The organism is Formosa sp. Hel1_33_131 (genome assembly GCF_001735745.1).
Taxonomy (GTDB): domain Bacteria; phylum Bacteroidota; class Bacteroidia; order Flavobacteriales; family Flavobacteriaceae; genus Hel1-33-131.
This window is the reverse complement of sequence record NZ_CP017260.1, coordinates 2312526-2336812: the sequence shown is the minus strand read 5'-3', so window position 1 is coordinate 2336812 and position 24287 is coordinate 2312526. Positions and strand designations below refer to the sequence as shown.

Sequence of the window (24287 nt, the reverse complement as noted above, 5' to 3'; positions counted from 1 at the left end):
TTTATTTGGCGGTTCCATTTATTTTATTACTTTTATAACAGACTTAGACCTCAAATAGGACTCTTCAATACTTTATAGTACCGAAAGTAAGATATTAAATTTCTGTGAATGATTATTAGAAAAATTCTGATATCTATTTAATACTAAATTTTAAACCTATACTAAAGCAACATATTATGAAAAAACAACTACTATTTTTATTTGGAAGCTTACTATTATTTTTTAATAATTCTATTGCACAAACCAACGATTGGCGGAATTCATCATTACAAGAAAGTGCCAACTATTATGATATTGTAGCGGAGAATGAAGCGAGATTACTTCCGCTAAGAAATCAAACGGACAGAAGAAGCAAAAAACAAGTCAAACAATTTGATCGTTGGGCTGCTTTTTGGAAAGATCGAATTCTAGCAGATGGTTCATTTATTTCTGCAGCTCATACTTATAATGCGTGGAAAAACGAAAAACAACGTCAAAATAATTTACGTTTAAATGGCAGAAATGTTAATTCCGTTAATTGGACTTTAATTGGCCCTTCAACACTACCGACATCTTCTATCCCTTATTATCCAGGAATGGGCAGACTTAATGCCATCGCTTTTAATGGTACTGATGTGAATACAATTTATGTTGGCAGTCCTGCTGGCGGTATCTGGAAAACCATAAATGGAGGAACAACATGGACACCAAAAGGAGACGATCTCGCAAACCTTGGGGTTTCAGACATAGTGATTAACCCAACAAATACTAATATTTTGTACATAGCAACTGGTGATTGGGATGGTAGACATAATAGGTCTATCGGAGTTTTTAAATCTACAAATGGCGGAGATGATTGGGCGAGTACAGGTCTTGCTTTTACTCTTGGTCAAAATGATATTATAAGCAAATTACTGATTGATCCAAACAATGTAAATACTGTTTTCGCAACCACAAGAAACAATATTAAACGAACAACAGATGGGGGTACCACTTGGACCGATGTGTTTACCGAAAGTTCTGCTACTTTCAATGATATTGCCTATAAGATTGGAAGTAACAGTGTTTTATATGCAACATCTATATGGGGTAAATTTTATGTCTCTACTAATAATGGTGCAAATTGGTCTCTAGCATCAAGCCCTTCATCTAGCAGGTTAGACTTAGCACTGACAGCAAACGATACTGATTTGATATTAACTTTAGATACTAATGGAGTTCTAAGAAAATCCATTGATCAAGGATCAACGTGGACAACCATCTCTACAATTTCAGGATATAATCCTCAAGGAGGTTATGATATGACACTTGCAATTTCACCTTTAAATAAGGATTTAATTTTAGCTGGAGGCATAGAAGGCTGGAGATCTTCTGACGGAGGGGCCACTTGGGAAAAATATTTAGATGGGTATTGGGTACAAGGAAATCCTTATTTTTACGTACATTCAGACCATCATGATATGAAATTTATTCCCGGAACCAATACTGCTTTTTCAGTTAACGATGGAGGAATATTTAGAGGAGATGCATCTATAAACACCCCATGGACAGATTTATCTTCTGGATTAGCAATTGCACAATATTATAATGTTTCTGGAACGCCTCAAAATGCTGGGAAACTAATAGCGGGGGCACAAGATAATGATATCGCTGTTTTTGATGGAGGAACAATTACAGGAGCAAATCCAGGAAGCGATGGCGTTGAAGGCTTGTGGGATTATTCAAACTCCACTATTGCTTGGACGTGTAGTCAAGCAGGATCAATGTCCAGAACTATGGACGGGTTTGTTAACTCACAAAATGTAGGAACGCCTTCTGGAGCTCCGTTTGTATGGGAATTAGAAATTCACCCAACAGTTCCAACTACTATTTTTGGAGGGTTTGGGGATATTTATAAATCTACAAATAGAGGCGATTCTTGGACGAACTTAAGCTCTGGAGTCGGATCAATAGAGTATATTTCTATCGCACCCTCAAACGCTGATGTCATATATGTTTCAGGAACAAATGGACTAGTAAAAAGAACAGCTAATGGCGGAACATCATGGACAGCAATTACCAAACCCCAAGTAGGAAATGTAAAAAGTATAGAAGTGCACCCGACGAATCCAAGCGAAGTATACATCGCATATTCAGGGTATCAGACTGGAAAAGTTTATAAATCTACAGATAGTGGAGCTAATTGGACTAATATTACAGGTTCTTTGCCAAACATACCAACGCACCAAATACGATACAAAACAGCTAGTACAGATGGAGAGCTTTTTTTAGCCACAGATTTAGGAGTGTATTACAGAACGAATACAGCTGGAGACTGGGTTAAATTAGGAACTGGACTACCTAATGTAATTGTTTACGATTTAGAAATTCATTATGCCACTGAAAAGTTAAGAGTCGCTACTTTTGGAAGAGGTGTTTGGGAAGCTCCAATAGATGCGGCGTCTTTAAATATAGAAAAAGAACAATTAGCTGAAAACGCAGTAAGTATTTACCCAAACCCAACAAAAAACAAGCGTTTTAATATTAAACTCAATAATTTAACTGGAGAAACAACCATCTTAATTTATAATGTAATTGGAGCAGTTGTTAAAGAACTTAAAACCAATTCCATTGAAGAAAACGTAAATCTTGCTTCCTTCTCAAAGGGGCTTTATCTTGTGAAATTCACTAACAACAATAAAAGTATTACTAAAAAAATAATTTTAAATTAAAACTTATCATAGAAATTATTGAAGTGAAAACGACTTCAATAGTTTCTATTCGTTATTAAATAACACATGAAGGCTACCTTGTTTCTCACACTCTATCTTTTACTTTTTTCAGGCTGTAATTCTTCTTTAAAATTAACATCTAAAATTAAGCAAACTGTTTACCCAGGTCTTCAATCTGAAAAAACATACACAAACTATGTTTTAAACTATTCTGTACATACAGATAAAACTATAAAGATTGATAGTATCGTTGTATTTAAAAAAGGGAAATGCTATAAAGTCAATTCTTATTTACTCAAAAAAGAATTGTCAGCAAGCTACTCAGAAAAAATTACCAAAAAAGGGAATTATATTTTAGAAATCCCTCTCAAAGAGGACTCTATTGGTGCTGAATGTAAAAACCAACAAGCTGAAATTAGCCTGTACTATATAGAGGGTTCAGTAGCTAAAACTATGTATCTCGACAATTTCGTAGCGGAACGAAAAACAAAACGATAACAAACACCGACAACAATTTTTATAGATAAATAAATCGCTTTCCATAAAAAAAAGGTGTAACCAACAACTCCCTAAACTGATAAATTTAAGCAGCTTAGCAGTAAAAAATATTTGGAAGTCTTATTTTTTTCATTACTTTTATCACAGACTTAGACCTCAAATCTGACTCTTCAAAATTGATAGTACCGAAAGTAAGATATTAAATTTCTGTGAATTTTAAACTCAGAGCATCTCTATGTATTAGACAGAGTTGTTCATAATTTATACGAAATGAATAAAAAAACAATCTTATCAATAGGATTTTTGGGATTAGCAATATTATGTTATTCCCAAAAGAAAAAAAAAGATATTGTAGTTACTGACGGCGTGAAAAACAATATAACAGCAACATCTACAGGAATGTACGAAGGCACAAAATCACTTAAAGCAAAATCATATTTTGAAAAGGCTTCTGATTTTTCAGAAAAGAACGATTTTGTTAACGCTGAAAAATTTTATTTAAAAGCAATAAAAGAAGATTCTCAATTTATAGAATCTTATGACAATTTAGGAAGAGTTTATAGAAGAATTGGAAAATTAGACAAAGCTATCAAATACTATTCAAAATCAATTGAGCTTTATCCGGATGGAATTATGGCTCATCAAAATTTAGCCGTCGTATTTGATATTCAAAAAAAATATGCTAATTCAATAAAGCAATACAAAGAAATATTAAGGATTTCTCCAAATAATGTTGAAGGCTTCTTTGGATTAGCAAATTCATATATGATGAATTTAAGCTTTGAAATGGCCTTGGAAAACGCATTAAAAGTAGTTAAAATTTATAAAGAAACAAATTCACATTATCTTAGTGAAGGTTATTATTTAACGGGTTTAATTAATTATCATAGTGGCAATAAAAGTGAAGCAAAAAAATATTTATTATTAGCTAAAGAAAATGGAGTAAACTTAAATCCTGCCTTAGAGAGTGAATTATTTGACGATAATTCCGATAGCTCTGAAATTACTTTAGTGACCAAAGAAGATTACGCTAAGTATGAACAAAAAGTTATTAGAGATTATAATTGGTTATTTGAAACACCCATTGATGTTAATCCCGAAAAAAGAAAAGAAACAAATGCATTTTTAATGCAGTGGATGTCGGGAAGTCCAAATGTGTCAATCGAATTATCTGAAAAAATAACTCCGTATTTGGATTGTTCAGAGTGCTTAATGATTTTTATGGCAGGATGGTCAAAATATACTTTGGAAACAAAAAAATTCAACAAATTTAAAGCAAACTTGACAGGTACTGAAAGCGTGATTGAATTTTATTTGTTTAATAAAAGTAAAATTGGAGAAAATAAAAAAATTGAAAAATTCGTGAAACTAAAAAAAGCAGGGAGGCTTGAGAAATATATAAGATCGAAAATATAGCTCTTGGGTCAAAGTTTGGAGACCTTACGGAATAGTAGGTATAAAGGAATCCAACATATTCGAAAACTTTTTGAGTTTCGAAGTTGTTAGACGTACAATACCCTGATTTTAAATTTTTAAATAAAATATCTATGAAAAAAACAATCATTTTAATCTTAATAATCTCATTTTCACAGAATATCTTGGGTCAACACTCAGATTATGAAAAAGGACTAGTAAAATTAGCGAAAATTTATAAAAATTTTCATTTCAGAAGTGACCCTCCGACTAATACTTATGAGGAGATTAATTCAATTTCTTCTAAAGAGCTTTTAAAAGCTAAGAGATTTATCTCAGAAATCGTTACATCAAACAATAAATTAACAACAACAGAATTCTTAAAAAAAGCTGACACTCTTACATTAAAAAATTTATATATTATTCGTGGAATTAACTGGAACTTGCACGAAGCTGAAGCAGAAGACAATTTTGTAATTATAGATTCACTTAAAAATGAAAAAACAAACTATTATGAATTAGTTTCTTGTTATTATGGAATGCTATTCTCAGCTGTTGGTAATAAAAATAAGCCATTTGATTTGTCTGATGTTAATTTTACATTGAAAGACTACAATCTAGATAACGATACTGAAAAAGGAATATTCTTTTTAAAAAGCATGAGAATCTTTGGTACTATGATTTGGGGTTATATTAATGTACCTAAACCACCTAACTTAAAAAAAGCACTTAGCTACATAGATAAATATCCTAAATATAATGGCTTGAAATATTATAGATACTCAGATTTAAACTTCAAGGATTTTAAAATAACCACAGACAAAAGAAACCCAAAAGAAAGTTTTAAAAAATACTATATCAATAAATATATTGAAACACTTCTATATCATTCTTATTGTTTATCTAGAAAGAAAAAATATAAAAAAGAAAAAAACAATTTGTTACTTGAATCAATTTTAAGGAATGATTCATATTGGATATACACGGAATATAAGACAACATTAGAAAAAATATTTAAAAAAGTTAAAGAATAAGAATGCCCTTTAAAACTCTATTCAAAATCAATAAAAATGACACTCATTAAAACACTAACTATTTCTTTCACTTTAATGTATTAAACCTATTCAGAACTAGTGATTGCACAAATTGTTCAAATTCAAGGTTTGATTATAGAATAACAAAAAGTGTGACAATGTCTCACTAATCATAAAACAGTCATCAATCCTCAAATTTATCTAAAAGGAGGTTATCTATTTTTTTTCTTGTCAAGCTGAACCTGCCTGTCGGTAGACAAGCTCGTTTCACCTTCTCAAAATTAATGATTTTAATACTTTGAGATTCTGAAATAAATTCAGAATGACAGACTTCTTAGTTTAAGAAAGCCTATTATTGAATTGGTAACATTATTATGAATTATTAAAAAATGACCAAAAAACTACACCCTTCAGTATCCGAACTATGGAACTATTATATTCTTAGCAACCCTAAATTTAAGAACACCCCCATTCCTGAATCTTACCATTTCTGTGATAATGAAAAAGATGCCAATGAATGTTTACAATGGGTTGTGGAGGGTGTAAAACGAGCTACGACTACTTCAATGTGGTGGTTTGAAACGAATAAGCATCCCCTGCCCAAAATTGGAGACCTCTATATTGTAACCGATTGGGAAGGAATAGCGAAAGCCATCATTCAAGTGCTGAAAATTGAAAAAACGCCTTTTAATAAAATCACCCCTGAATATGCTGAAATTGAAGGAGAAGGCGACAAATCTTTAGCGTATTGGAACAAAGTCCATTGGGACTATTACACCCGTGAAATGAGTGAAAAAGGAGAACATCCCAAAGAAGATATGCTCCTTATCTGTGAACAATTTCAAACCGTATGCATTAAAAAATAATTATAACCAAAAACAAAACACTTATTGAAGCATTGACAATATCTATAATGCATCGTGTTTTAATTCTTTGATTTTATCTTACATTTATCCCAATCCTAAACCTAAACATCATGAATGATTCAAATGAAAGTAAATGCCCGTATCTAAACGGACAAACAAAATCAACCAATGGCACAGCTAACAACGATTGGTGGCCAAACCGTTTAAACCTCAACAGTCTTCGATTGCATTCTCCAATGGTAAATCCTATGGATAAAGATTTTAACTACTCAAAAGCATTTGAGAGCTTAAACCTAAAAGAGATCAAAAAAGACATTTATGCATTGATGGTGGATTCACAAGAGTGGTGGCCGGCAGATTATGGTCATTACGGTCCCTTATTCATTCGGATGGCGTGGCACAGTGCCGGTACCTACCGAATGACGGATGGTCGTGGTGGAGGTTCTACCGGAAACCAACGTTTTGCACCCGTCAATAGCTGGCCAGATAATGGAAATCTCGACAAGGCTCGAATGTTGCTGTGGCCAATCAAACAAAAATATGGACAAAAAATATCCTGGGGCGATTTAATGATTCTTGCAGGAAATTGTGCTTTGGAATCGATGGGACTTGAAACCTTCGGTTATGGTGGTGGACGTGAAGATATTTGGCAACCCGAAGAAGATGTCTATTGGGGCAAAGAAACGGAATGGTTGGGAGATAAACGGTATTCCGGCGAACGCGATTTAGAAAATCCTTTGGCAGCCGTTCAGATGGGATTGATATATGTAAATCCCGAGGGGCCTAATGGAGAACCGAATGCGATTGCTTCGGCAGTCGATATTCGCGAAACCTTTGCACGTATGGCAATGAATGATGAAGAAACGGTGGCACTGGTTGCTGGTGGACATACCTTTGGTAAATGCCACGGCGCAGGAGACCCTGAAAATGTGGGCAGAGAACCAGAAGCGGCTCATATTGAGGCACAAGGAATGGGATGGAAAAATAGTTTTGGAACAGGTAAAGGCGTAGACACCATCACAAGTGGGCTTGAAGGTGCTTGGACTCCAACACCAACGCAATGGGATCACAGCTATTTTGAGACCTTGTTTAGCTATGAATGGAATTTAGTGAAAAGTCCCGCAGGGGCTTGGCAATGGGTGCCTACCGACCCCAAAGCAGCGACCCTAGTTCCAGATGCACACGATGCTTCTAAAACGCATGCACCCATAATGACCACGGCAGATTTAGCGTTGCGAATGGATCCTATTTACGAACCTATATCGAGACGTTTTTATGAAAATCCGGATGAATTTAAGGATGCATTTAAAAGAGCTTGGTTCAAATTGACACACCGAGATATGGGGCCCAAAGCCTGTTATTTAGGCTCTGAAGTTCCTGATGGAGATTTAATTTGGCAAGATCCAATTCCTGAAGTAAATTATAATTTAGTGAATGATGTAGATATTTCAAATTTGAAAACACAGATTTCAGAATCGGGACTCTCTGTTTCGCAATTGGTTTCAACGGCTTGGGCATCTGCTTCTACCTTCCGTCATTCTGATAAACGTGGCGGTGCCAATGGCGCTCGCATTCGATTCGCTCCTCAAAATAATTGGGAGGTCAATAATCCCGTACAATTAAAAACGGTCATAGAAGCCTTGGAAATAATTCAAAATAAATTTAACGGAGTAAATGATCTCAAAAAAATATCCTTGGCAGATTTAATTATCCTTGGGGGCTGTGTGGGTATAGAAAACGCAGCGAAAAAAGCGGGACAAGTTTTAACCGTTCCCTTCACTCCAGGTAGAACGGATGCATCGCTAGATCAAACAGATGTGGACTCTTTCAGCTACTTAGAACCAAAAGCAGATGGGTTTAGAAATTATAAAAAGGATAACTGTGATTTTATAACGGAAGAACTCTTAGTGGACAAGGCGAATCTTTTAACTCTAACAGCTTCAGAAATGACGGTTCTTGTTGGTGGAATGCGTGTTTTAAACACCAACTTTAATGGCTCAAAAAATGGTGTCTTTACAGAAAACCCAGAAACATTGTCAAATGATTTCTTTGTGAATCTTTTAGACTTAAGAACCAAATGGACGGCTACGGACGAAAAAGGCGAATTCTTCAAAGGAAGCGACCGAACAACGGGAGATGAAAAATGGAACGCAACACGTGCCGATTTAATTTTTGGATCAAATTCTGAATTAAGAGCGATTGCAGAAGTGTATGGATCTAGTGATTCTAAAGAAAAATTTGTAAAAGATTTTGTAAACGCATGGGATAAAGTGATGAATTTAGATCGATTTGATTTAGGTGACTAAATTTATCAATATTATAAACCTGAAAACTCCTTCCTGAAAAGTTAAATTATATTTCGTTTTAGGAAGGTCCATTCGGGTAAAACAGAATCAAAGGATTTTAGTTCCTTTTTTTGTTTGGTTTTTAATCTGTTTTAGGTATTTTTAAAGTTCATAACAGTAATCGTGTAACCCAAAAAAACATTTCTATGAAATTATCAGAAGTTAAATTAGTTTTAAAAAAATTAGATAAAATCGGATTTCAATTGGCGAATGGTACATTGGTTCCTAATCACTTTCATGTCACAGAAGTGGGAAAAATCACCAAACACTTTATTGATTGTGGAGGCGTTGTACGCAATGAGGAAGTCGCCAACTTTCAACTTTGGAATGCAAACGATTACGATCACAGGCTGCACCCCGAAAAACTCCTAAACATCATAGAACTTTCTGAAAAAATTTTAAAAATAGACAATTTAGAAATTGAGGTCGAATACCAATCACAGATCGAAGGGTCGGAAACCATTGGGAAATTTGGACTGGATTTTGATGGCAAAAACTTTTTACTCACCTCAAAACAAACCAATTGCTTGGCACAAGACCAATGTGGGGTTCCGGAAGGAAAACAAAACGTAAGATTATCCGATTTGAATGAGGAGCCTTGCTGTACTCCAAGTAGTAATTGTTGTTAAATTTTAGTAAGCAGATTAAAAACCAAGGTTTCTGATCATAACCAATGACGATGAATGTGTTAGCATTTAAATTCATTTGGCTGCATGTATTTATTTTCTTACATTTATGCCAGACTTAGACCCCAAATCTAATTCTTCACAAACTGTATATTTAAAAGTAACTGTAAATATAGCTTCGTTTGATAAGTATTTAATTTAAGGGTTCTATAATTAGCAGCTATTAGGATGGACTTAATGCTGCCGTTGATTTTAATTCATTTTAAAAAAATAGCTATGAACCATCCATATCTAAATCTTGATACCCAAGAAAATGATAAAATGGATGTACCATACTTGCACTGAGCGCAGTCGAAGTGTGACCACTAAAAAACAATAAATACAATCATATGAAACGATCACTTATTATCGCACTTACCTTGTTACTATTTTTGAATCACAATGGATATTCACAAGAACCCACAGATGACCCTATTACAATTGATGAGAACACACTCATTAAAGATGAAGCAGGAAATAAAATTGACGTACTCAAATTAATGGAGCTGTTGGACTCAGCTGAGTGGTCCATGGATCCTGTAAAAGACAAAGACGGAAAATTGTTGTACATGCAAATGCGAAAAGCAACTGAAGAAGAAAGAAAGGAGATGGGACTAACATCGATGCTACCCAATAGTACCGATATCATTGGAAAACCCGCACCTAATTTTAAAATGACAGACCTAAATGGAAATGAAATTTCTTCTGAAACCACCAAAGGAAAAGTAGTGGTTTTGAATTTTTGGTTTGTGAGCTGTAAACCCTGTATTGCAGAGATTCCAGAATTAAATGAAGTCTATAAAACATATAAAAACAATACCGAAGTTGTTTTTGCATCCATTACCTTTGATGAAAAAGAAAAAGTCGTTACTTTTTTAGAAAAATACCCACTACAATATCCTGTTGTTTCAGATGCAAAAGAAATCTGTACTTTATTTAACACCTCATCATACCCAACAAACATAGTCATTGACAAAAATGGTAATTTTTATGACCACGTAAGTGGAGGCTTTCCTGAAATTGGACATCAAATTTCTAATTCCATTCAGAATGCGTTGGAGGGGAAATAGGGGTTGTTAAAACTACTAATTCCCCTATTTTGCATACATAAATATTTTAACGTATTTGACTGAAACACAATTTAAAAATGAAAAAAAATCTAAGCTTCCTACTTGCTTTACTTTTATCTTTATCTATGCTGAACGCTCAAAACAATTCAGAAGGAGTCAAAAAACACCAGCTTAAAGTAAATCTGTTGCCTGCACCTAATATAGACTATGAATTCGGAATTTCAGAATATGCAACTCTTAGTTTACAAATTGGTACTGAACTTGGAAGCATAACAAATATAAAAACAAATAAAAGTCACATTGGCCTTTTCCCTTTAGCGGAAATTTCATTCCGACAGTACTATAATTATGAAAGAAGACTCGAAAAAGGAAAAAATACATTTAATAATTCCGCTAATTTTTATGGAATAATAGCATCCTATAACAGTTCAAATGCAATTATTATTGAGAATAATATAAATGTTGTAAATGATTTATTTCAAACTGGAGGGGTTTATGGTTTTCAAAGAACCTACATCAAAAAACTAAACTTTGGTTTTGAAGTTGGAATTGTGTATAGCTATTCCAAACCGATAGGAGGTAAAGTTCAACCGTACTTGAATTTTAACTTGGGATGGATTCTATTGTGATATATTACAACAGAGAGGCTCCTGTGTAAAAAGAAAAACACCCCCAAATTTGTTAAATTCTAGCGCGTTCGTGTTAAAATTTTTTGGCAGTCCCATTTATTTTCTTAAATTTACGCGAGACTTAGACCCCAAATCTGATTCTTCAAACCAATAAAACCAAGAGTAGTTTACTTTATTACTGTAAACCAAGACCCCTTTAGTTAGGGTTGTTTTGGGTATGTCCTTTGTTTGAGGGATGCTATTATTATAACTAATTATAACTATTTAACTAAATGAAGTCATAAAATAAAAAACAAAGAAATGAAACATTACCTTACAGTAGCATTCTTTGTCGCTACAACTTTAGTTGGATTCTCTCAAGCTAAAAATTTTATTGATCAACCCTATTTAGAAACAACCGCTAAAGTTGATTCATTGGTAAAGCCTGATCGTATTTATTTGTCTATTTTAATTCAAGAAAAAGAAGACCGCAACAAAACATCTGTTGAATCTCAAGAGCAACTGCTCGCTGACGTTTTAGAGAACTTAAACATCGATTTAAAAAAACAATTAAAAATTGAAGACCTCGCCAGTAACTATAAAAAATACTTTTTAAAAAAGAAAAGTGTTCTCAAATCAAAAGCGTATGAATTGGTCGTCTATGATGGACTCACAGCGAGTCAGGTCTTAATCCATTTAGAAGCACAAGGCATTTCTAATGTGCGCTTAACCAAAACAGAATACTCAAAAACCGAAGCCTTAAAACTAATTTTACGCTCAAAAGCAATACTAAAAGCGAAGGCACAAGCCAATGCATTGATCACGCCCCTAGAACAGCAGCTTGGAAAAGCAATTTTTATCTCAGATAAGTATTACACTAACTCTTACAACCCAAGAAATGGACAAATGAGGATGGCGTATGCTGTTGACATGAAATTAGAAGCCCCTATTGATATCGAGTTTTCGGATATTAAAATTGAAAGTGAAGTGATGGTACGATTTTCTATTAACTAACTAAACTATGGCTCCAAAAAACATCATTTTTATAAAATACTACAAAACAACTATTGGAGAGTTGATCATTGGATGTTTTGAAAATCAGATCTGTATATTAGATTTCCGATACCGAAAAATGCGAACGCGTATTGACAAGCGAATACAAACAGGCTTAAACGCAGTATATCTTGAGAAAGAAACACCTCTTTTGAGAGCTGCAAGGTTACAAGTTAAAGCCTACTTAAATGGAACGCGAGACGAATTTACGTTGCCAATTAAAATGGTAGGAACTCCCTTTCAGTTCAGCGTTTGGAACGCTTTACAAACAATCCCTTATGGGACCACAAAATCCTATTTAGAATTAGCGAAACAAATTGGAAATAAAAAATCCGTAAGAGCTGTGGCCACTGCCAATGGTGCCAATGCACTCGCGCTTATAATTCCCTGTCATAGAGTGATTGGATCCAATAATAAATTAGTGGGCTATGCGGGTGGACTCCCTGTTAAAAAGAGTTTATTGGAGTTAGAACTAGCGCATTATCAAAATCCAGATGAATTGCCCTTTGAGGCTACTGAATAATTTTAAACAAACCGACTGTGCCAGCTTTCAGAAGCAGGGACTTCCCAAAACTCTAAGTATTCTGCCTTAGAATTTACTAGGTTATTAAATACAATTGTGTTTTTAGAAACCGCTTTATCTTTCGCCATCTTTTTAAAATCGGTCAGCGTTTTATAAGCCACGTACTCGCCTTGCTTGTAGGAAACATTCATCTTATCCATCAAATCAACCTTATACGCTGTTTCAAGTTCTTGAATAAACTTCACAGAGGCATCTATAGAACAACCGGTTGCGGCATTCATTTCTTGATCTAAAGCAATCACAATAAAACGTTTGTATTTGATCTCAAACCCCGATTGCAAGTCGGCGCCATGCGCCGTCCAACCTTCTAAAAAAGTGGTTAATTTTTCAGAAATTTCTTCTAATTCAGCATCAGAGAAAGAGCGGTTGCATTGGTAGATCCAAATACGAGCGGTTTCAGGAAGGGTATCAAAATTAACAAGCATTGTTTTTAGGAATATTTTATTTTATAAATCTTGAGCGTTTGCAATCAGTTCAGCCACATCCATGACTTCTATCTGACCTTCCACTTTGTTCTTAACACCATCCGTCATCATCGTATTACAAAACGGACAGCCAGCCGCGATGATATCGGGTTTGACTTCCATAGCCTGTTCTGTTCGTTCGATGTTAACCTCTTTGTCTCCTGGTTCAGCATCTTTAAACATCTGAGCACCTCCAGCACCACAACACAGTCCTTTTTTGCGACAGTTTTTCATTTCAACAAGTTCGGCATCTAACTTTTTAATCAAGTCACGAGGGGCTTCATACACATCATTTCCACGACCTAAATAACAGGGGTCATGGAATGTAATGCGTTTGCCTTTAAACTTGCCACCTTCAATCGTCAAACGGCCTTCATCTAACAAGCTTTTGAGAAATTGAGTGTGATGCATCACTTGATAATCGCCTCCCAAAGAAGGGTATTCATTTTTGAGTGTATTAAAACAATGAGGACAAGCAGTTACAATTTTTTTAATCTCGTAAGCATTCAATACTTCGATATTGGTCACTGCTTGCATTTGAAATAAAAATTCGTTCCCAGCACGTTTGGCAGGGTCGCCTGTACAGCTTTCTTCAGTTCCTAATACCGCAAATTCAACCTCTGCCTTGTGTAATAATTTCACAAAAGCTTTGGTTATTTTTTTGGCACGGTCGTCAAAACTACCTGCACAACCCACCCAAAATAAAACTTCAGGTTGTTTGCCTTGGGCCGTAAATTCGGCCATTGTAGGAACTTTTAATACATCGCTCATTTTCTAAATATTAATCATGTTGACCATCGTCAAAAACTTCGATCGTTACTTCTTTTTCTACTAAATCAGTGAATTTACCATTATAGCGTGTTGCTTTCACTAAGTGGTTATCAATCCAATGGTAATTTCCTCCTCTTGGTTTGCCCATTAAAAGGCTGTGGTAATTGAAGCCGTGTTGCTTCAACCAGTTTTGAGTGACTTCTCTGTGCGATTCCGTTCGAGATGTGAAAAAGCAAATCATATGCCCTTCTTCATACCAACCATTACACGTCTTTAAAGCATCCAAAAAAGGCAAGCAAGTTGCCATACGTTCTGGTTCTTCATTGGGAACATCTTCAGTGATGGTTCCGTCAATGTCTATTAAATAATTTTTTACACCTCCTGGAAGTACTGGGCTTATCAATTCACCAGCTTCTACTTTTTCGTGTAATAATTTGTCTGCCTCTTCTCTTTTCATGTGTTTATTTTATTGATATTTTTTATTCGTTTTTCCAGTTTAATCGGTCCATTTGGTTGTAAGGCCAAGGGGCACCATTGTTTTCTATATTAGACATCATGGTGTTTAACTCCATCGGAGCAGCACTTTGTTCCATGACCAAATAGCGACGCATTTCAAGAATAATTGAAAGGGGGTCGATACTTATGGGGCAGGCTTCTACACAAGCATTACAGCTGGTACAGGCCCACAATTCTTCATTGGTAATATAATCACCTAAAAGCTGTTTTCCGTCTGGTACAAATTCCCCTTTATTCGCGTCTATATTAATGCCTACTTCTACCAAACGATCCCGTGTATCCATCATTATTTTTCGGGGAGATAATTTTTTCCCTGTTTGATTGGCGGGACATTCACTTGTGCAACGTCCGCATTCTGTACAGGTATAGGCATTTAAAAGTTGTATCTTATTTAAATCTTGAACATCACTAGCCCCAAATTTATCGGGAACAGAACCATCATCGTCAGTCGCTGCAAAAGGATCGATGTTTGGATCCATCATTAACTTCACCTCGTTAGTAACGGCTTCTAAATTGTTAAATTGACCTTTGGGTTTTACGCTGCCAAAATAGGTGTTTGGAAAGGCTAATAAGATGTGTAAATGTTTAGAATAATATAAATAATTTAAGAACACCAAAATTCCAATAATGTGCATCCACCAAGCCACGCGCTCAATTAAATCAACATTATACCCTTCAAACATCGGGGCGAAAAATTGACTGATCACGTTCCCGGAATTCATGGATTGAAATTCTACATCCGTCGCATTCATGAGGATAAACAATCCCATCAAAACAATCTCGAAATAGAGAATTAAGTTTCCATCCAGCTTCGGCCAGCCTTTCATTTCGGAGCTCAGGAAGCGTTTTATTTTCACGACATTTCTTCGAAACCAAAAGATCACGACGGCTACAAATACCAATGTTGCTAGAATTTCAAAAGTCCCGATCAATACGCCATACAAACTTCCAATTCCTGATAAAATTCGATGGGTTCCAAACAAACCATCAATAATGATTTCTAAAACTTCAATGTTTATAACAACAAAACCAACATAAACAACAATGTGAAGAATTCCAGCAATTGGACGGCGCACCATTTTACTTTGTCCGAGTGCGATTCGTGCCATGTTTTTCCAACGAATTTTGGAATCGCCATTCACATCTACATCTTTTCCAAGGAAGATATTGCGTTTTAGTTTGCTTATGTTTCGAGCAAAAAAACCAATACCTAAAACAAGTATAATTGCAAAAATGATATTTGGCAAAAAATTCATTTGGTTAATTTTTGTTATTTTTTAGTCTTTATTTCATTCCCTTCAGAATCGTATTGTTTGGCTTTTTTCCCAAATAGAGAAAAATGCACATAACGCTTCGGATTTAACTTCATATCTTCTAAAAGTTCTTCCAATTGTTTGGTCGCCCCTTCAAGGTTGTTATAGACTGCATCATCTTTCATGAGCTTTCCAACTGATCCTTCTCCATTTTCGATACTTGTCAATAATTGATCGAAACTAGAAATCGTAGACTTTAAATTTACCATGATGGTGTCTAAATCAGCCGCTGCCAATGAAGTACTTAGGGTTGTTAAATCCTCCGATATTTTATTGAAATTTGTGATCGTTTCTCCAATCGCTGATGTATTATCAACTACTAAACCGTTCAAGGATTCAGAAGTGGATTTGAAAGAGGCAATTGTTGTGCTTAGTTCAGCGATGCTTGATTTTATGTTATTTTTGGTTTGTGTGTCAAAAAGTGTGTTGAGATTCACCAATAATAAATCTGCACTGACCATCATGGTTTCCATTTTTTCTTGCAATGGTGTCAACCGTTGATTGACCAAATCCGTGAGTCCTGGTTTTACATCAGAATTTAGAATGTCTCCAGATTCTATGGATGGTGCCCCATCAAATGCAGGAATGATTGCAATGGCTTTCCCACCAATAAGACCCGCTTCGTAAAGTTGAGCTGTACTGTTTTTTGAAAATTCGAAGTCACTGTCAATAAGCATATTAACGTTTAATTTTCCAGAGCGATCGTTTGTAAAATCTATCGATTGCACTTTCCCTATTTTATGACCATTAATGGTAACCGCAGCAGATGGCGCCAGTCCTTCAACATTGTCATAAATTGCAGTGATTTTTTTAGAGTTATCAAGTATGTTCTCACCTTTTAAATAGTAAAAAATAAATACAAAAAGTAATATTCCTGAGATGACTAAAATAGCCGTTTTAATTTCCTTAGATAATTTCAATATGATAGTTTTTTCTTCTTACAAATTTATGAATAATATTGAAATAATAGGGTCTATTATTCCGTAGATTTTAAGGCGGATTTAACTGCTATCTTTTTACCGTTTTTATAGGCTACAACATAAGCACTTTTATATCCTTTGGTAATTGCTTCATTTTTTAACATAAGAACTTCCTCATAACTTGAAGTATTGCCGTAAAAGTAACGGTAAACTTTTTTAGACTTGGTTCTTGAAATAGGGTTTAATCCTTTAAAATTATATGATTTGGTGACTAATTTTTTAGAGCCCGCCGCAATTTGAACTTTAAATATTATGGATGTATCTATAGATGTGGGAATTTTATCAGGTACATCTGTTGTCAACGGAGGTTCAACCATCTCCTCTACCGATATTGCTGTATTTAAATTAGATTTATAATCTACGATAGCATCCGATATGCTTTTTGAGATATTGTTATTTCCTACAACAGAGTTTAAATAATCTCCTTCACTTCTATTAGTTATAAAGCCTGTTTCAATTAAAACACTTGGCATATAAGTGTTGTGTAACACCCAAAAAACCGCTTGTTTAACGCCTCTGTTTTTACGTTTTAATCTATTGGTAAAGTTGTCTTGAATGTTACGAGCCAACAGAATACTTTGGTCCAAATAATCTTCTTGCATAAGCGTCAACCCGATGAGGGTTTCAGGGGAATTTGGATCAAAACCTTCATAGTTTGTTTCATAGTCATCTTCGTAGAAAATAACTTCATTTTCTTCCTTGGCAACTCTAAAGTTAGATTCGCTTCTACCAAGTCCCAAAACATAGGTTTCGGTACCATAGGCCTGAGAGTTGTGTGCGTTGCAATGCACGGAGACAAATAAATCAGCATCGGCTTTATTGGCAATCTTTGCGCGTTGCCTTAATTCTATAAAGACATCCGTTTTTCGAGTGTAGATGACTTTTACGTTTTTATATTTTTCTAAATTTTCACCTATTTTTAACACAATTTTTAAAGCAATATCCTTTTCTTTATACCCGAATTTAGTGGGTCTCCCCGGATCTTTACCTCCGTGGCCTGCGTCTAAAACAACGATAAAGGGTTTGTTATTTGTTTGTGAGTACCCTTTGAATATTCCAAAAAATAAAAGGAATACTAAAAAGAATTTTATTTGCTTATGCATGTTGATTAATTTGCCTGTGAATCGAATGGTTAAAATATAAAAATCAAAAAAAAATATCCGTAACTTTGGTTTTTCAAAAATCGAGTCATATAATACAAAAATACTCTTAAAAGCATTGAAAACAAGATTCTTTCAACTAGTTTTTTCTTTAAGTTTTACAGTGTTTACTAACAGTGTAGGCATGGCTCAGGATATTCCCAACCCAAAACCATCCACTGAAATTCCTGCTTCTAAGGAGTTGGAAGTGAAAAACGATTCGATTCCTACTCAGGAAGTAAAACGTATCGAAACAGATTCTATTGTCAATGACAGTCTCTCAAAACCAAAGAAATTATTGGAAGCGATTGTCACCTATAAAGCCAAAGACTATACTTCTGTCAATCAAAAAACACAACAAATATACCTTTACAACGAAGCTGAAATCCAATATAAAGACATGGATATCAAAGCGGGAGTGATTGTTATTGATTACGGAAAAGACATTGTGTATGCTGGACGTTTAAAAGATTCGATGGGGAATTATAGCCAACATCCTGTATTTAAACAAGGGAGTGATGTTGTGGAACCCGATTCAATTGCTTTTAATATGAAAACAAAAAAAGCACTGATTTGGAATTCAAAAACAGAACAACAAGGCGGACGTATTATTTCCAATTTGACCAAAAAAGAAAATGACTCTGTCTATTTTGTAAAGCGTGCTAAATTCACCACTTCAGAAAACGAAGAGAATCCAGAATATTATTTTTTATTGCGAAAAGCGAAAATTGTGCCTGGTAAAAAAGTAGTTACAGGACTTACCAATCTATTTATTGCAGATGTCCCCACTCCTATTGGATTGCCGTTTGCTTTTTTCCCACTGTCTCAAACACGAACTTCGGGGGTGTTATTTCCTTCATTTGGAGAGCAAAGCGATCGTGGTTATTTCCTTCAAAATGGAGGGTATTATTTTGCGATCAGTGATTATTTTGACCTTGCAGCACTTGGAGATTACTATACGAATGGGAGTTACGGAATTCGCCTTGAAAGTAATTATGCCGTGCGTTATAAATTTAGAGGTTCTCTAAGTTTTCGGTATGAAAATCTTATAAATAGCGAACGAGGATTTCCTGATTACTCAAAAAGCACCATCTATAATTTACGATGGAATCAAAGTCAAGATTCAAAGTCAAGTCCAAATTCACGGTTTTCGGCTTCTGTAAACTTAGGTTCTAGTACCTATTTTCAAGAATCTGTAAATCAGCTCAATTCTTCAAATTTTTTAAATAACTCTTTGTCGTCCTCTGTTTCCTATTCCAAAACATTTCAAGGAGAACCACAAGTAAATATAAGCTTGTCCGCAACCCACTCTCAAAACACAAATACGAAAGTCATCAATATGACCTTGCCAACATTTCAAGGAAGTATCGACAGAATTTACCCCTTTGCACCAAAAACTGGGAGTAAAAAAGGGGCGATTCATAATATTAATTTACAATACAGTGTGCGTGGAGAAAATAGTATTCAAACGACAGATTCTTTATTTTTAACAGGAGCAATGTTTGACGAAGCCAAAGCAGGGTTTCAACATTCTATTCCTTTGAGTACAAATTTTAAAGTTTTTAAACATTTTAGTATGAGCGCCAGCACTAATTACAAAGAAAACTGGACCTTCAATACAATCAATAAATCGTATGATACAGAAACCGAGGAAGTGGTCACAACTCCCTTAAAAGGGTTTGATGCTTTCAGAACGTATAATTTTAGCACTAGTATAGGAACCACCGTTTATGGAATGTTTGATTTTGGAAAAGATAAAAAAATACAGGCCATACGACATGTGATGCGGCCTTCAATTAGCTATAATATCAATCCCGCATTTGATCAATATTACGAAACTTATGAAGTCATAAGTGCCGATGGTGTGACGACTGATCAAGTCGATTACACACGTTTTGAAGGTTCCCTAGGTGGAACGCCTGGGAAAGTTTTTTCCAGCTCGGTTGGGTTATCACTTAATAATAATTTGGAAGCAAAGGTTCGTGACAGGGATACGACTGCCACAGATGCAAAAAAGGTGTTTTTATTGAATTCCTTAAATTTCTCTACAAATTATAATGTTGCAGGCGACTCATTGAACTGGAGCCCTGTAAGGGTCTCGGGGGGAACACAGCTATTGGATAATAAATTGAGTTTGAATTTTGGAGCAACTTTAGATCCGTATGCCTTAGATAATAACAACACTAAAATCAACACGTTCAATATTAACAACGGTGGTAGTTTATTCCGCTTATCCAGTGCAAACATGACCATGAGCTATAGTTTGTCTAGTGATTCTTTTGAAGGAGATGATTCCAACAATGATGCGGCAGCTAGAGATGAATCTATTCGAAGTGGCGGACGTGCGGATGATATGTTTGGTAAATCGCAAGATTTTGCAGCCCAACAGATAAATAACAGGGATACCTCCGAAGAGGTAGGACCAACGGATCTTTACAATTACAAACTCCCTTGGAGTTTACGACTTGCCTATGCTGTTAACTACAGCAATACGAGGCGTCAGAGTGAGATTTCATCGCATTCGTTGATGTTTTCAGGAGATATAGAACTGTCGCCACGATGGAGTATCGGAGCGTCTTCTGGATATGACCTTAAGGATAAAGGTTTTACATATACACAGTTGCGTTTTGAACGGGATTTAGAAAGCTGGCGAATGAATTTTTCTTGGATTCCATTTAGCAATCGAAGTTCTTGGAATTTCTTTATTGGAATTAGATCCAGCATATTGAAAGATATCAAATACGAAAAGCGAAAACAACCTGATAAGCAATTGTAAATAAAGACACATGAAAACGATTATAACTACAGACAAAGCACCGCAGCCTATTGGCCCTTACAGTCAAGCTGTTTTAGTGGGGAACACTTTATATACTTCAGGGCAAATTGCATTGCATCCAGAAACGGGAGAATTGGTAATGGATTCAATTGAGGTAGAAACCACGCAGGTTATGAAAAACCTAAAAGCAGTTTTGGAAGCCGCAAATATGACTTTTGAAAATGTCATTAAGGCGTCTATATTTATATCTGATATGAATTCTTTCGGAGCGATAAATGCCGTTTATGCACAGTATTTTAATGAGGCTACTGCTCCTGCCAGAGAAACTGTGGAAGTGGCAAACTTACCGAAGTTTGTGAATGTAGAAATTAGTGTGATTGCTATAAAATAATTACCTAAGAGCTTTTGGCAATTTCTGCATGGTAACTCACCAAGCCTTCAATTGGACGTCTTTCAAAATTACCGACAGTAAATCCGTATTCTTGAGCCACTGCTTTGATTTCGTCTTTAGTAAAATAAGCAATCGAACCTGCAAAGTGAACAGGAACTGTTTTGATTTCTTCCGCGTATTGTAGAATCATGTTTTCTACAAATTCACGAAGCCCTTGCTTGATAACCTTTTGGATATAATCAGATTCTTTATTAAGAATCATAAATTCAGCAAACGTTGCTAAATAAGCATTAGGATTCGGTTTTTTGTAAAGGTTATTTTTAATTACATCTTCATTGACATTGTAACGTGTTTTGAAGACGAGCTTCAAATCGTGTGGCATGTGATTAAAATAATAATCTCTTAACAGTTTTCTTCCAAAATAATTACCCGAAGCATCGTCCATTATTGAATATCCAAGTGATGTGACTCTTTGATCAACTTTTTCACCATCGTAATAGGTGCAGTTAGAACCTGTTCCTAAAATACAAACCACTGCGGGACGGTGTGCCACACCAACAGTTGCATAAATAGCGGCATAGGTATCTTCTTCTACCACAACTTCAGCATTTAAAAAAATAGACTCTAATACATCTTTAAGCATCTTGCTTGGTTTTTCAGTACCACAGCCAGCGCCATAAAAATAGATGTGAGAAACTTTTAATTTATTTTCATAAATTATAGCGTTTGCCTTGATGACATTAAATGCATCTGTATCAGAAATAATGGCTGGATTTAAACCTTTGGTACGTTGCTTTTCAAAAAGAGGGGCGCCAGTTTCTGAGTCTATTGCAATCCAATCACATTTTGTAGAACCACTGTCTATTATAAAAATCATATTCTAAATATTAAAAAAAAGAGGATGTCTAAAAAGACTTTGTTTTGTCAATCTGAACTTGTTTCAGATTCTGAAATAAAACTGCCTACCGTCAGGCAGGTTCAGAATGACAGATTTCCTACTCTTCGGACATCCTCTTTTTTAGAAATTATGTAAATTATAGTACGCTAATATAATGTGCTAAATCTACTAGTTTAGCAGAGTAACCATATTCATTATCGTACCAAGAGATCAATTTAACGAAGTTGTCATTCAATCCCATACTTGCATTGGCATCAAATGTACTTGTCTTTGTTTCCGATACAAAATCTTGAGATACTACACCTTCTTCAGTGTATCCTAAGATTCCATTTAATTCGTTTTCTGAAGCATGCTTGATCGCTGCTTTCACGTCTTCAAAAGAAGCACCTTTTTCTAAACGACATGTTAAATCAACAACCGATACATCTACCGTTGGAACTCTAAAAGCCATTCCTGTTAATTTACCGTTTAATTCTGGAATCACTTTTCCAACTGCTTTTGCAGCTCCTGTAGAAGCTGGTACAATATTGTTTAATGAAGCACGTCCAAGTCTATAATCTTTTCTAGACGGGCCATCTACTGTAAATTGAGTCGCCGTTGCTGCGTGAACAGTGGTCATCAATCCTTCTACAATTCCAAAGTTATCATTGATCACTTTAGCAAGTGGTGCTAAACAGTTGGTTGTACATGATGCGTTTGAAACGATCGTATGATCTGCTGTAATTTCTTTGTGGTTGACACCCATTACAAACATTGGTGCATCTGCAGATGGTGCAGAAATAGCCACTTTTTTAGCGCCAGCAGTAATATGCTTTTGAGCACCTTCTAAGTTTGTGAAAATCCCAGTACAGTCTAAAACAACGTCTGCTTGCACAGCATCCCATTTTAAATCTTCTGGATTGCGTTCAGCAGAGACACGAATTTCATTCCCGTTGACTACCAAATTTCCATTCTTCACTTCAATGGTTCCCTGAAACTGACCGTGTACAGAATCGTACTTAAGAAGATATGCTAAATGCTCTACATCTAACAAATCATTAATTCCAACGACTTGTACGTCAGATCTACCTGCAGCAATACGAAAAGCAATTCTTCCTATTCTACCAAATCCATTAATTCCAATTTTTACTTTTGACATTTTATTTCTATTTTAATTAATTCGTTATTAAATACTCATGATATCTGAAACTCTTAAAAGCTCAGCATCTATTGTTGAATGTCCTTTGACTGCTTTGTCAATAGGATATAATTCTAATTTATTGTTGACAGTCCCAACCATGTAATTGAATTTACCTTCCAATAAAGACTCCACGGCTTTGACGCCCATTCTACAGGCCAATACTCTATCGAAACAGGATGGTGACCCTCCACGTTGCATGTGCCCTAAAACAGACACACGAACGTCGTAACCTTCTAAATTTTCTTCAACATAATCTCTTAGTTCAAAAACATTTTTACCTGTTTTATCTCCTTCAGCAACCACAACTATACTAGACGATTTCCCTGTATGTCTACTTTTTTCTAAAGATTCTAAAAGACGATCCAGTCCTAAATCTTCCTCAGGGACCAAAATTTCTTCGGCTCCAGAACCAACTCCTGCATTTAAAGCAATATGACCCACATCGCGCCCCATAACCTCCACAAAAAACAAGCGTCTATGCGAACTGGCAGTGTCTCGAATTTTATCAATTGCTTCTACCGCAGTATTAAGTGCTGTATCGTATCCTAGTGTATAGTTGGTTCCAACAATATCGTTATCAATAGTACCCGGAATCCCTATAATAGGGAAGTTGAATTCTTCATTAAAAATCATACCACCCGTAAACGTTCCATCTCCACCAATTAATACCAAGGCATCAATTTGTTCTTTTTGAAGTTGGTCATACGCCTTTTTACGGCCTTCTTTTGTTCTGAATTCTTCAGAACGCGCAGACTTTAAAAAAGTACCTCCTTTGTTAATGATATGGTTTACACTTCGTGCATTTAAAGATTTAAAGTCACCTTCTATCATTCCTTCATAGCCTCTGTAAATCCCAACACATTCAATGTTGTGATAGGCACAGGCACGTGCAACAGATCGTATGGCTGCATTCATCCCAGGGGCATCGCCTCCGGAAGTTAATACACCAATTTTTTTTATCTGATTTTCCATAGTTGTAATGGTTTATGTTGTAAAATTAATAAACTTATAAGTTAAAAAAACGTAAGTAGGAG

22 protein-coding genes are annotated in these 24287 nt (G+C 35.3%); 13 read left to right on the top strand and 9 right to left on the bottom strand.

Translation table 11 applies throughout. The features are described 5' to 3' along the window. Window positions 1-176 precede the first annotated feature (176 nt). The 11 genes from FORMB_RS10780 (at window position 177) to FORMB_RS10730 (ending at window position 12765) form a co-directional block, all read left to right on the top strand. Entirely contained in the window at window positions 177-2690 is a 2514-nt protein-coding gene (locus FORMB_RS10780; RefSeq protein ID WP_069677460.1) for a T9SS type A sorting domain-containing protein, read from the top strand. 66 nt (window positions 2691-2756) lie between these two features. Then, window positions 2757-3188 (top strand): hypothetical protein, encoded by a 432-nt coding sequence (locus FORMB_RS10775; RefSeq protein WP_069677459.1) that lies wholly within the window; start codon window positions 2757-2759, stop codon window positions 3186-3188. 270 nt (window positions 3189-3458) lie between these two features. Continuing rightward, window positions 3459-4604 carry a tetratricopeptide repeat protein gene (locus tag FORMB_RS10770; protein WP_069677458.1) on the top strand — a complete coding sequence of 382 codons (1146 nt, stop codon included), beginning with the start codon at window positions 3459-3461 and terminating at the stop codon, window positions 4602-4604. A 131-nt stretch (window positions 4605-4735) separates the two neighbouring features. Beyond that, complete coding sequence (locus tag FORMB_RS10765; RefSeq protein ID WP_069677457.1) at window positions 4736-5635, top strand: hypothetical protein; 900 nt, start codon at window positions 4736-4738, stop codon at window positions 5633-5635. Between the two features lie 389 nt (window positions 5636-6024). Continuing rightward, on the top strand, window positions 6025-6501 hold the full coding sequence (locus FORMB_RS10760) for an ASCH domain-containing protein (RefSeq protein ID WP_069677456.1): 477 nt from the start codon (window positions 6025-6027) through the stop codon (window positions 6499-6501). 110 nt (window positions 6502-6611) lie between these two features. Further along, window positions 6612-8807, top strand: a complete 2196-nt coding sequence (katG, locus tag FORMB_RS10755) for a catalase/peroxidase HPI (protein ID WP_069677455.1) — start codon at window positions 6612-6614, stop codon at window positions 8805-8807. 185 nt (window positions 8808-8992) lie between these two features. Continuing rightward, complete coding sequence (locus tag FORMB_RS10750; RefSeq protein ID WP_069677454.1) at window positions 8993-9475, top strand: DUF6428 family protein; 483 nt, start codon at window positions 8993-8995, stop codon at window positions 9473-9475. Window positions 9476-9861: 386 nt separating this feature from the next. Further along, window positions 9862-10581 carry a TlpA family protein disulfide reductase gene (locus tag FORMB_RS10745; protein ID WP_069677453.1) on the top strand — a complete coding sequence of 240 codons (720 nt, stop codon included), beginning with the start codon at window positions 9862-9864 and terminating at the stop codon, window positions 10579-10581. 77 nt (window positions 10582-10658) lie between these two features. After that, a complete protein-coding gene (locus FORMB_RS10740; protein ID WP_069677452.1) occupies window positions 10659-11210 on the top strand; it encodes a DUF3575 domain-containing protein in 552 nt (183 codons plus the stop codon). Between the two features lie 300 nt (window positions 11211-11510). Continuing rightward, window positions 11511-12203, top strand: a complete 693-nt coding sequence (locus FORMB_RS10735; protein ID WP_069677451.1) for an SIMPL domain-containing protein — start codon at window positions 11511-11513, stop codon at window positions 12201-12203. A gap of 7 nt (window positions 12204-12210) precedes the next feature. Continuing rightward, a complete protein-coding gene (locus FORMB_RS10730) occupies window positions 12211-12765 on the top strand; it encodes a methylated-DNA--[protein]-cysteine S-methyltransferase (protein ID WP_069677450.1) in 555 nt (184 codons plus the stop codon). A gap of 2 nt (window positions 12766-12767) precedes the next feature. On the opposite strand, the gene FORMB_RS10725 is transcribed toward FORMB_RS10730, so the two are convergent. The 6 genes from FORMB_RS10725 to FORMB_RS10700 are packed head-to-tail and all read right to left on the bottom strand — an operon-like array spanning window position 12768 to window position 17972. After that, window positions 12768-13250, bottom strand: coding sequence for an ABC transporter ATPase (locus FORMB_RS10725; RefSeq protein ID WP_069677449.1), 483 nt, complete (start codon window positions 13248-13250; stop codon window positions 12768-12770). Window positions 13251-13271: 21 nt separating this feature from the next. Continuing rightward, window positions 13272-14060 carry a (Fe-S)-binding protein gene (locus FORMB_RS10720; RefSeq protein ID WP_069677448.1) on the bottom strand — a complete coding sequence of 263 codons (789 nt, stop codon included), beginning with the start codon at window positions 14058-14060 and terminating at the stop codon, window positions 13272-13274. Between the two features lie 10 nt (window positions 14061-14070). Continuing rightward, the gene (locus FORMB_RS10715; protein ID WP_069677447.1) at window positions 14071-14517 is read right to left on the bottom strand and encodes an LNS2 domain-containing protein; all 447 of its coding nucleotides are present in this window, start codon (window positions 14515-14517) and stop codon (window positions 14071-14073) included. 22 nt (window positions 14518-14539) lie between these two features. Further along, window positions 14540-15832, bottom strand: a complete 1293-nt coding sequence (locus FORMB_RS10710; protein ID WP_069677446.1) for a (Fe-S)-binding protein — start codon at window positions 15830-15832, stop codon at window positions 14540-14542. Window positions 15833-15846: 14 nt separating this feature from the next. Further along, window positions 15847-16809: an MlaD family protein gene (locus tag FORMB_RS10705; RefSeq protein WP_069677445.1), complete on the bottom strand. Its 963-nt coding sequence runs from the start codon at window positions 16807-16809 to the stop codon at window positions 15847-15849. A 56-nt stretch (window positions 16810-16865) separates the two neighbouring features. Continuing rightward, entirely contained in the window at window positions 16866-17972 is a 1107-nt protein-coding gene (locus tag FORMB_RS10700; protein ID WP_069677444.1) for an N-acetylmuramoyl-L-alanine amidase family protein, read from the bottom strand. Between the two features lie 181 nt (window positions 17973-18153). On the opposite strand from FORMB_RS10700, the gene FORMB_RS10695 reads away from it, so the two are divergent. Together FORMB_RS10695 and FORMB_RS10690 are read left to right on the top strand one after the other, a co-directional pair. Then, window positions 18154-20784 carry a putative LPS assembly protein LptD gene (locus tag FORMB_RS10695; protein ID WP_231925541.1) on the top strand — a complete coding sequence of 877 codons (2631 nt, stop codon included), beginning with the start codon at window positions 18154-18156 and terminating at the stop codon, window positions 20782-20784. A 10-nt stretch (window positions 20785-20794) separates the two neighbouring features. Then, entirely contained in the window at window positions 20795-21175 is a 381-nt protein-coding gene (locus FORMB_RS10690; RefSeq protein ID WP_069677442.1) for a RidA family protein, read from the top strand. A 4-nt stretch (window positions 21176-21179) separates the two neighbouring features. On the opposite strand, the gene FORMB_RS10685 is transcribed toward FORMB_RS10690, so the two are convergent. From FORMB_RS10685 to pfkA, 3 genes are all read right to left on the bottom strand, one after another. Then, window positions 21180-22052, bottom strand: coding sequence for an N-acetylglucosamine kinase (locus tag FORMB_RS10685; RefSeq protein ID WP_069677441.1), 873 nt, complete (start codon window positions 22050-22052; stop codon window positions 21180-21182). A gap of 157 nt (window positions 22053-22209) precedes the next feature. Then, window positions 22210-23211 (bottom strand): type I glyceraldehyde-3-phosphate dehydrogenase, encoded by a 1002-nt coding sequence (gene gap / locus FORMB_RS10680; protein WP_069677440.1) that lies wholly within the window; start codon window positions 23209-23211, stop codon window positions 22210-22212. Between the two features lie 27 nt (window positions 23212-23238). Next, entirely contained in the window at window positions 23239-24225 is a 987-nt protein-coding gene (pfkA, locus tag FORMB_RS10675; protein ID WP_069677439.1) for a 6-phosphofructokinase, read from the bottom strand. Window positions 24226-24287: the final 62 nt, after the last annotated feature.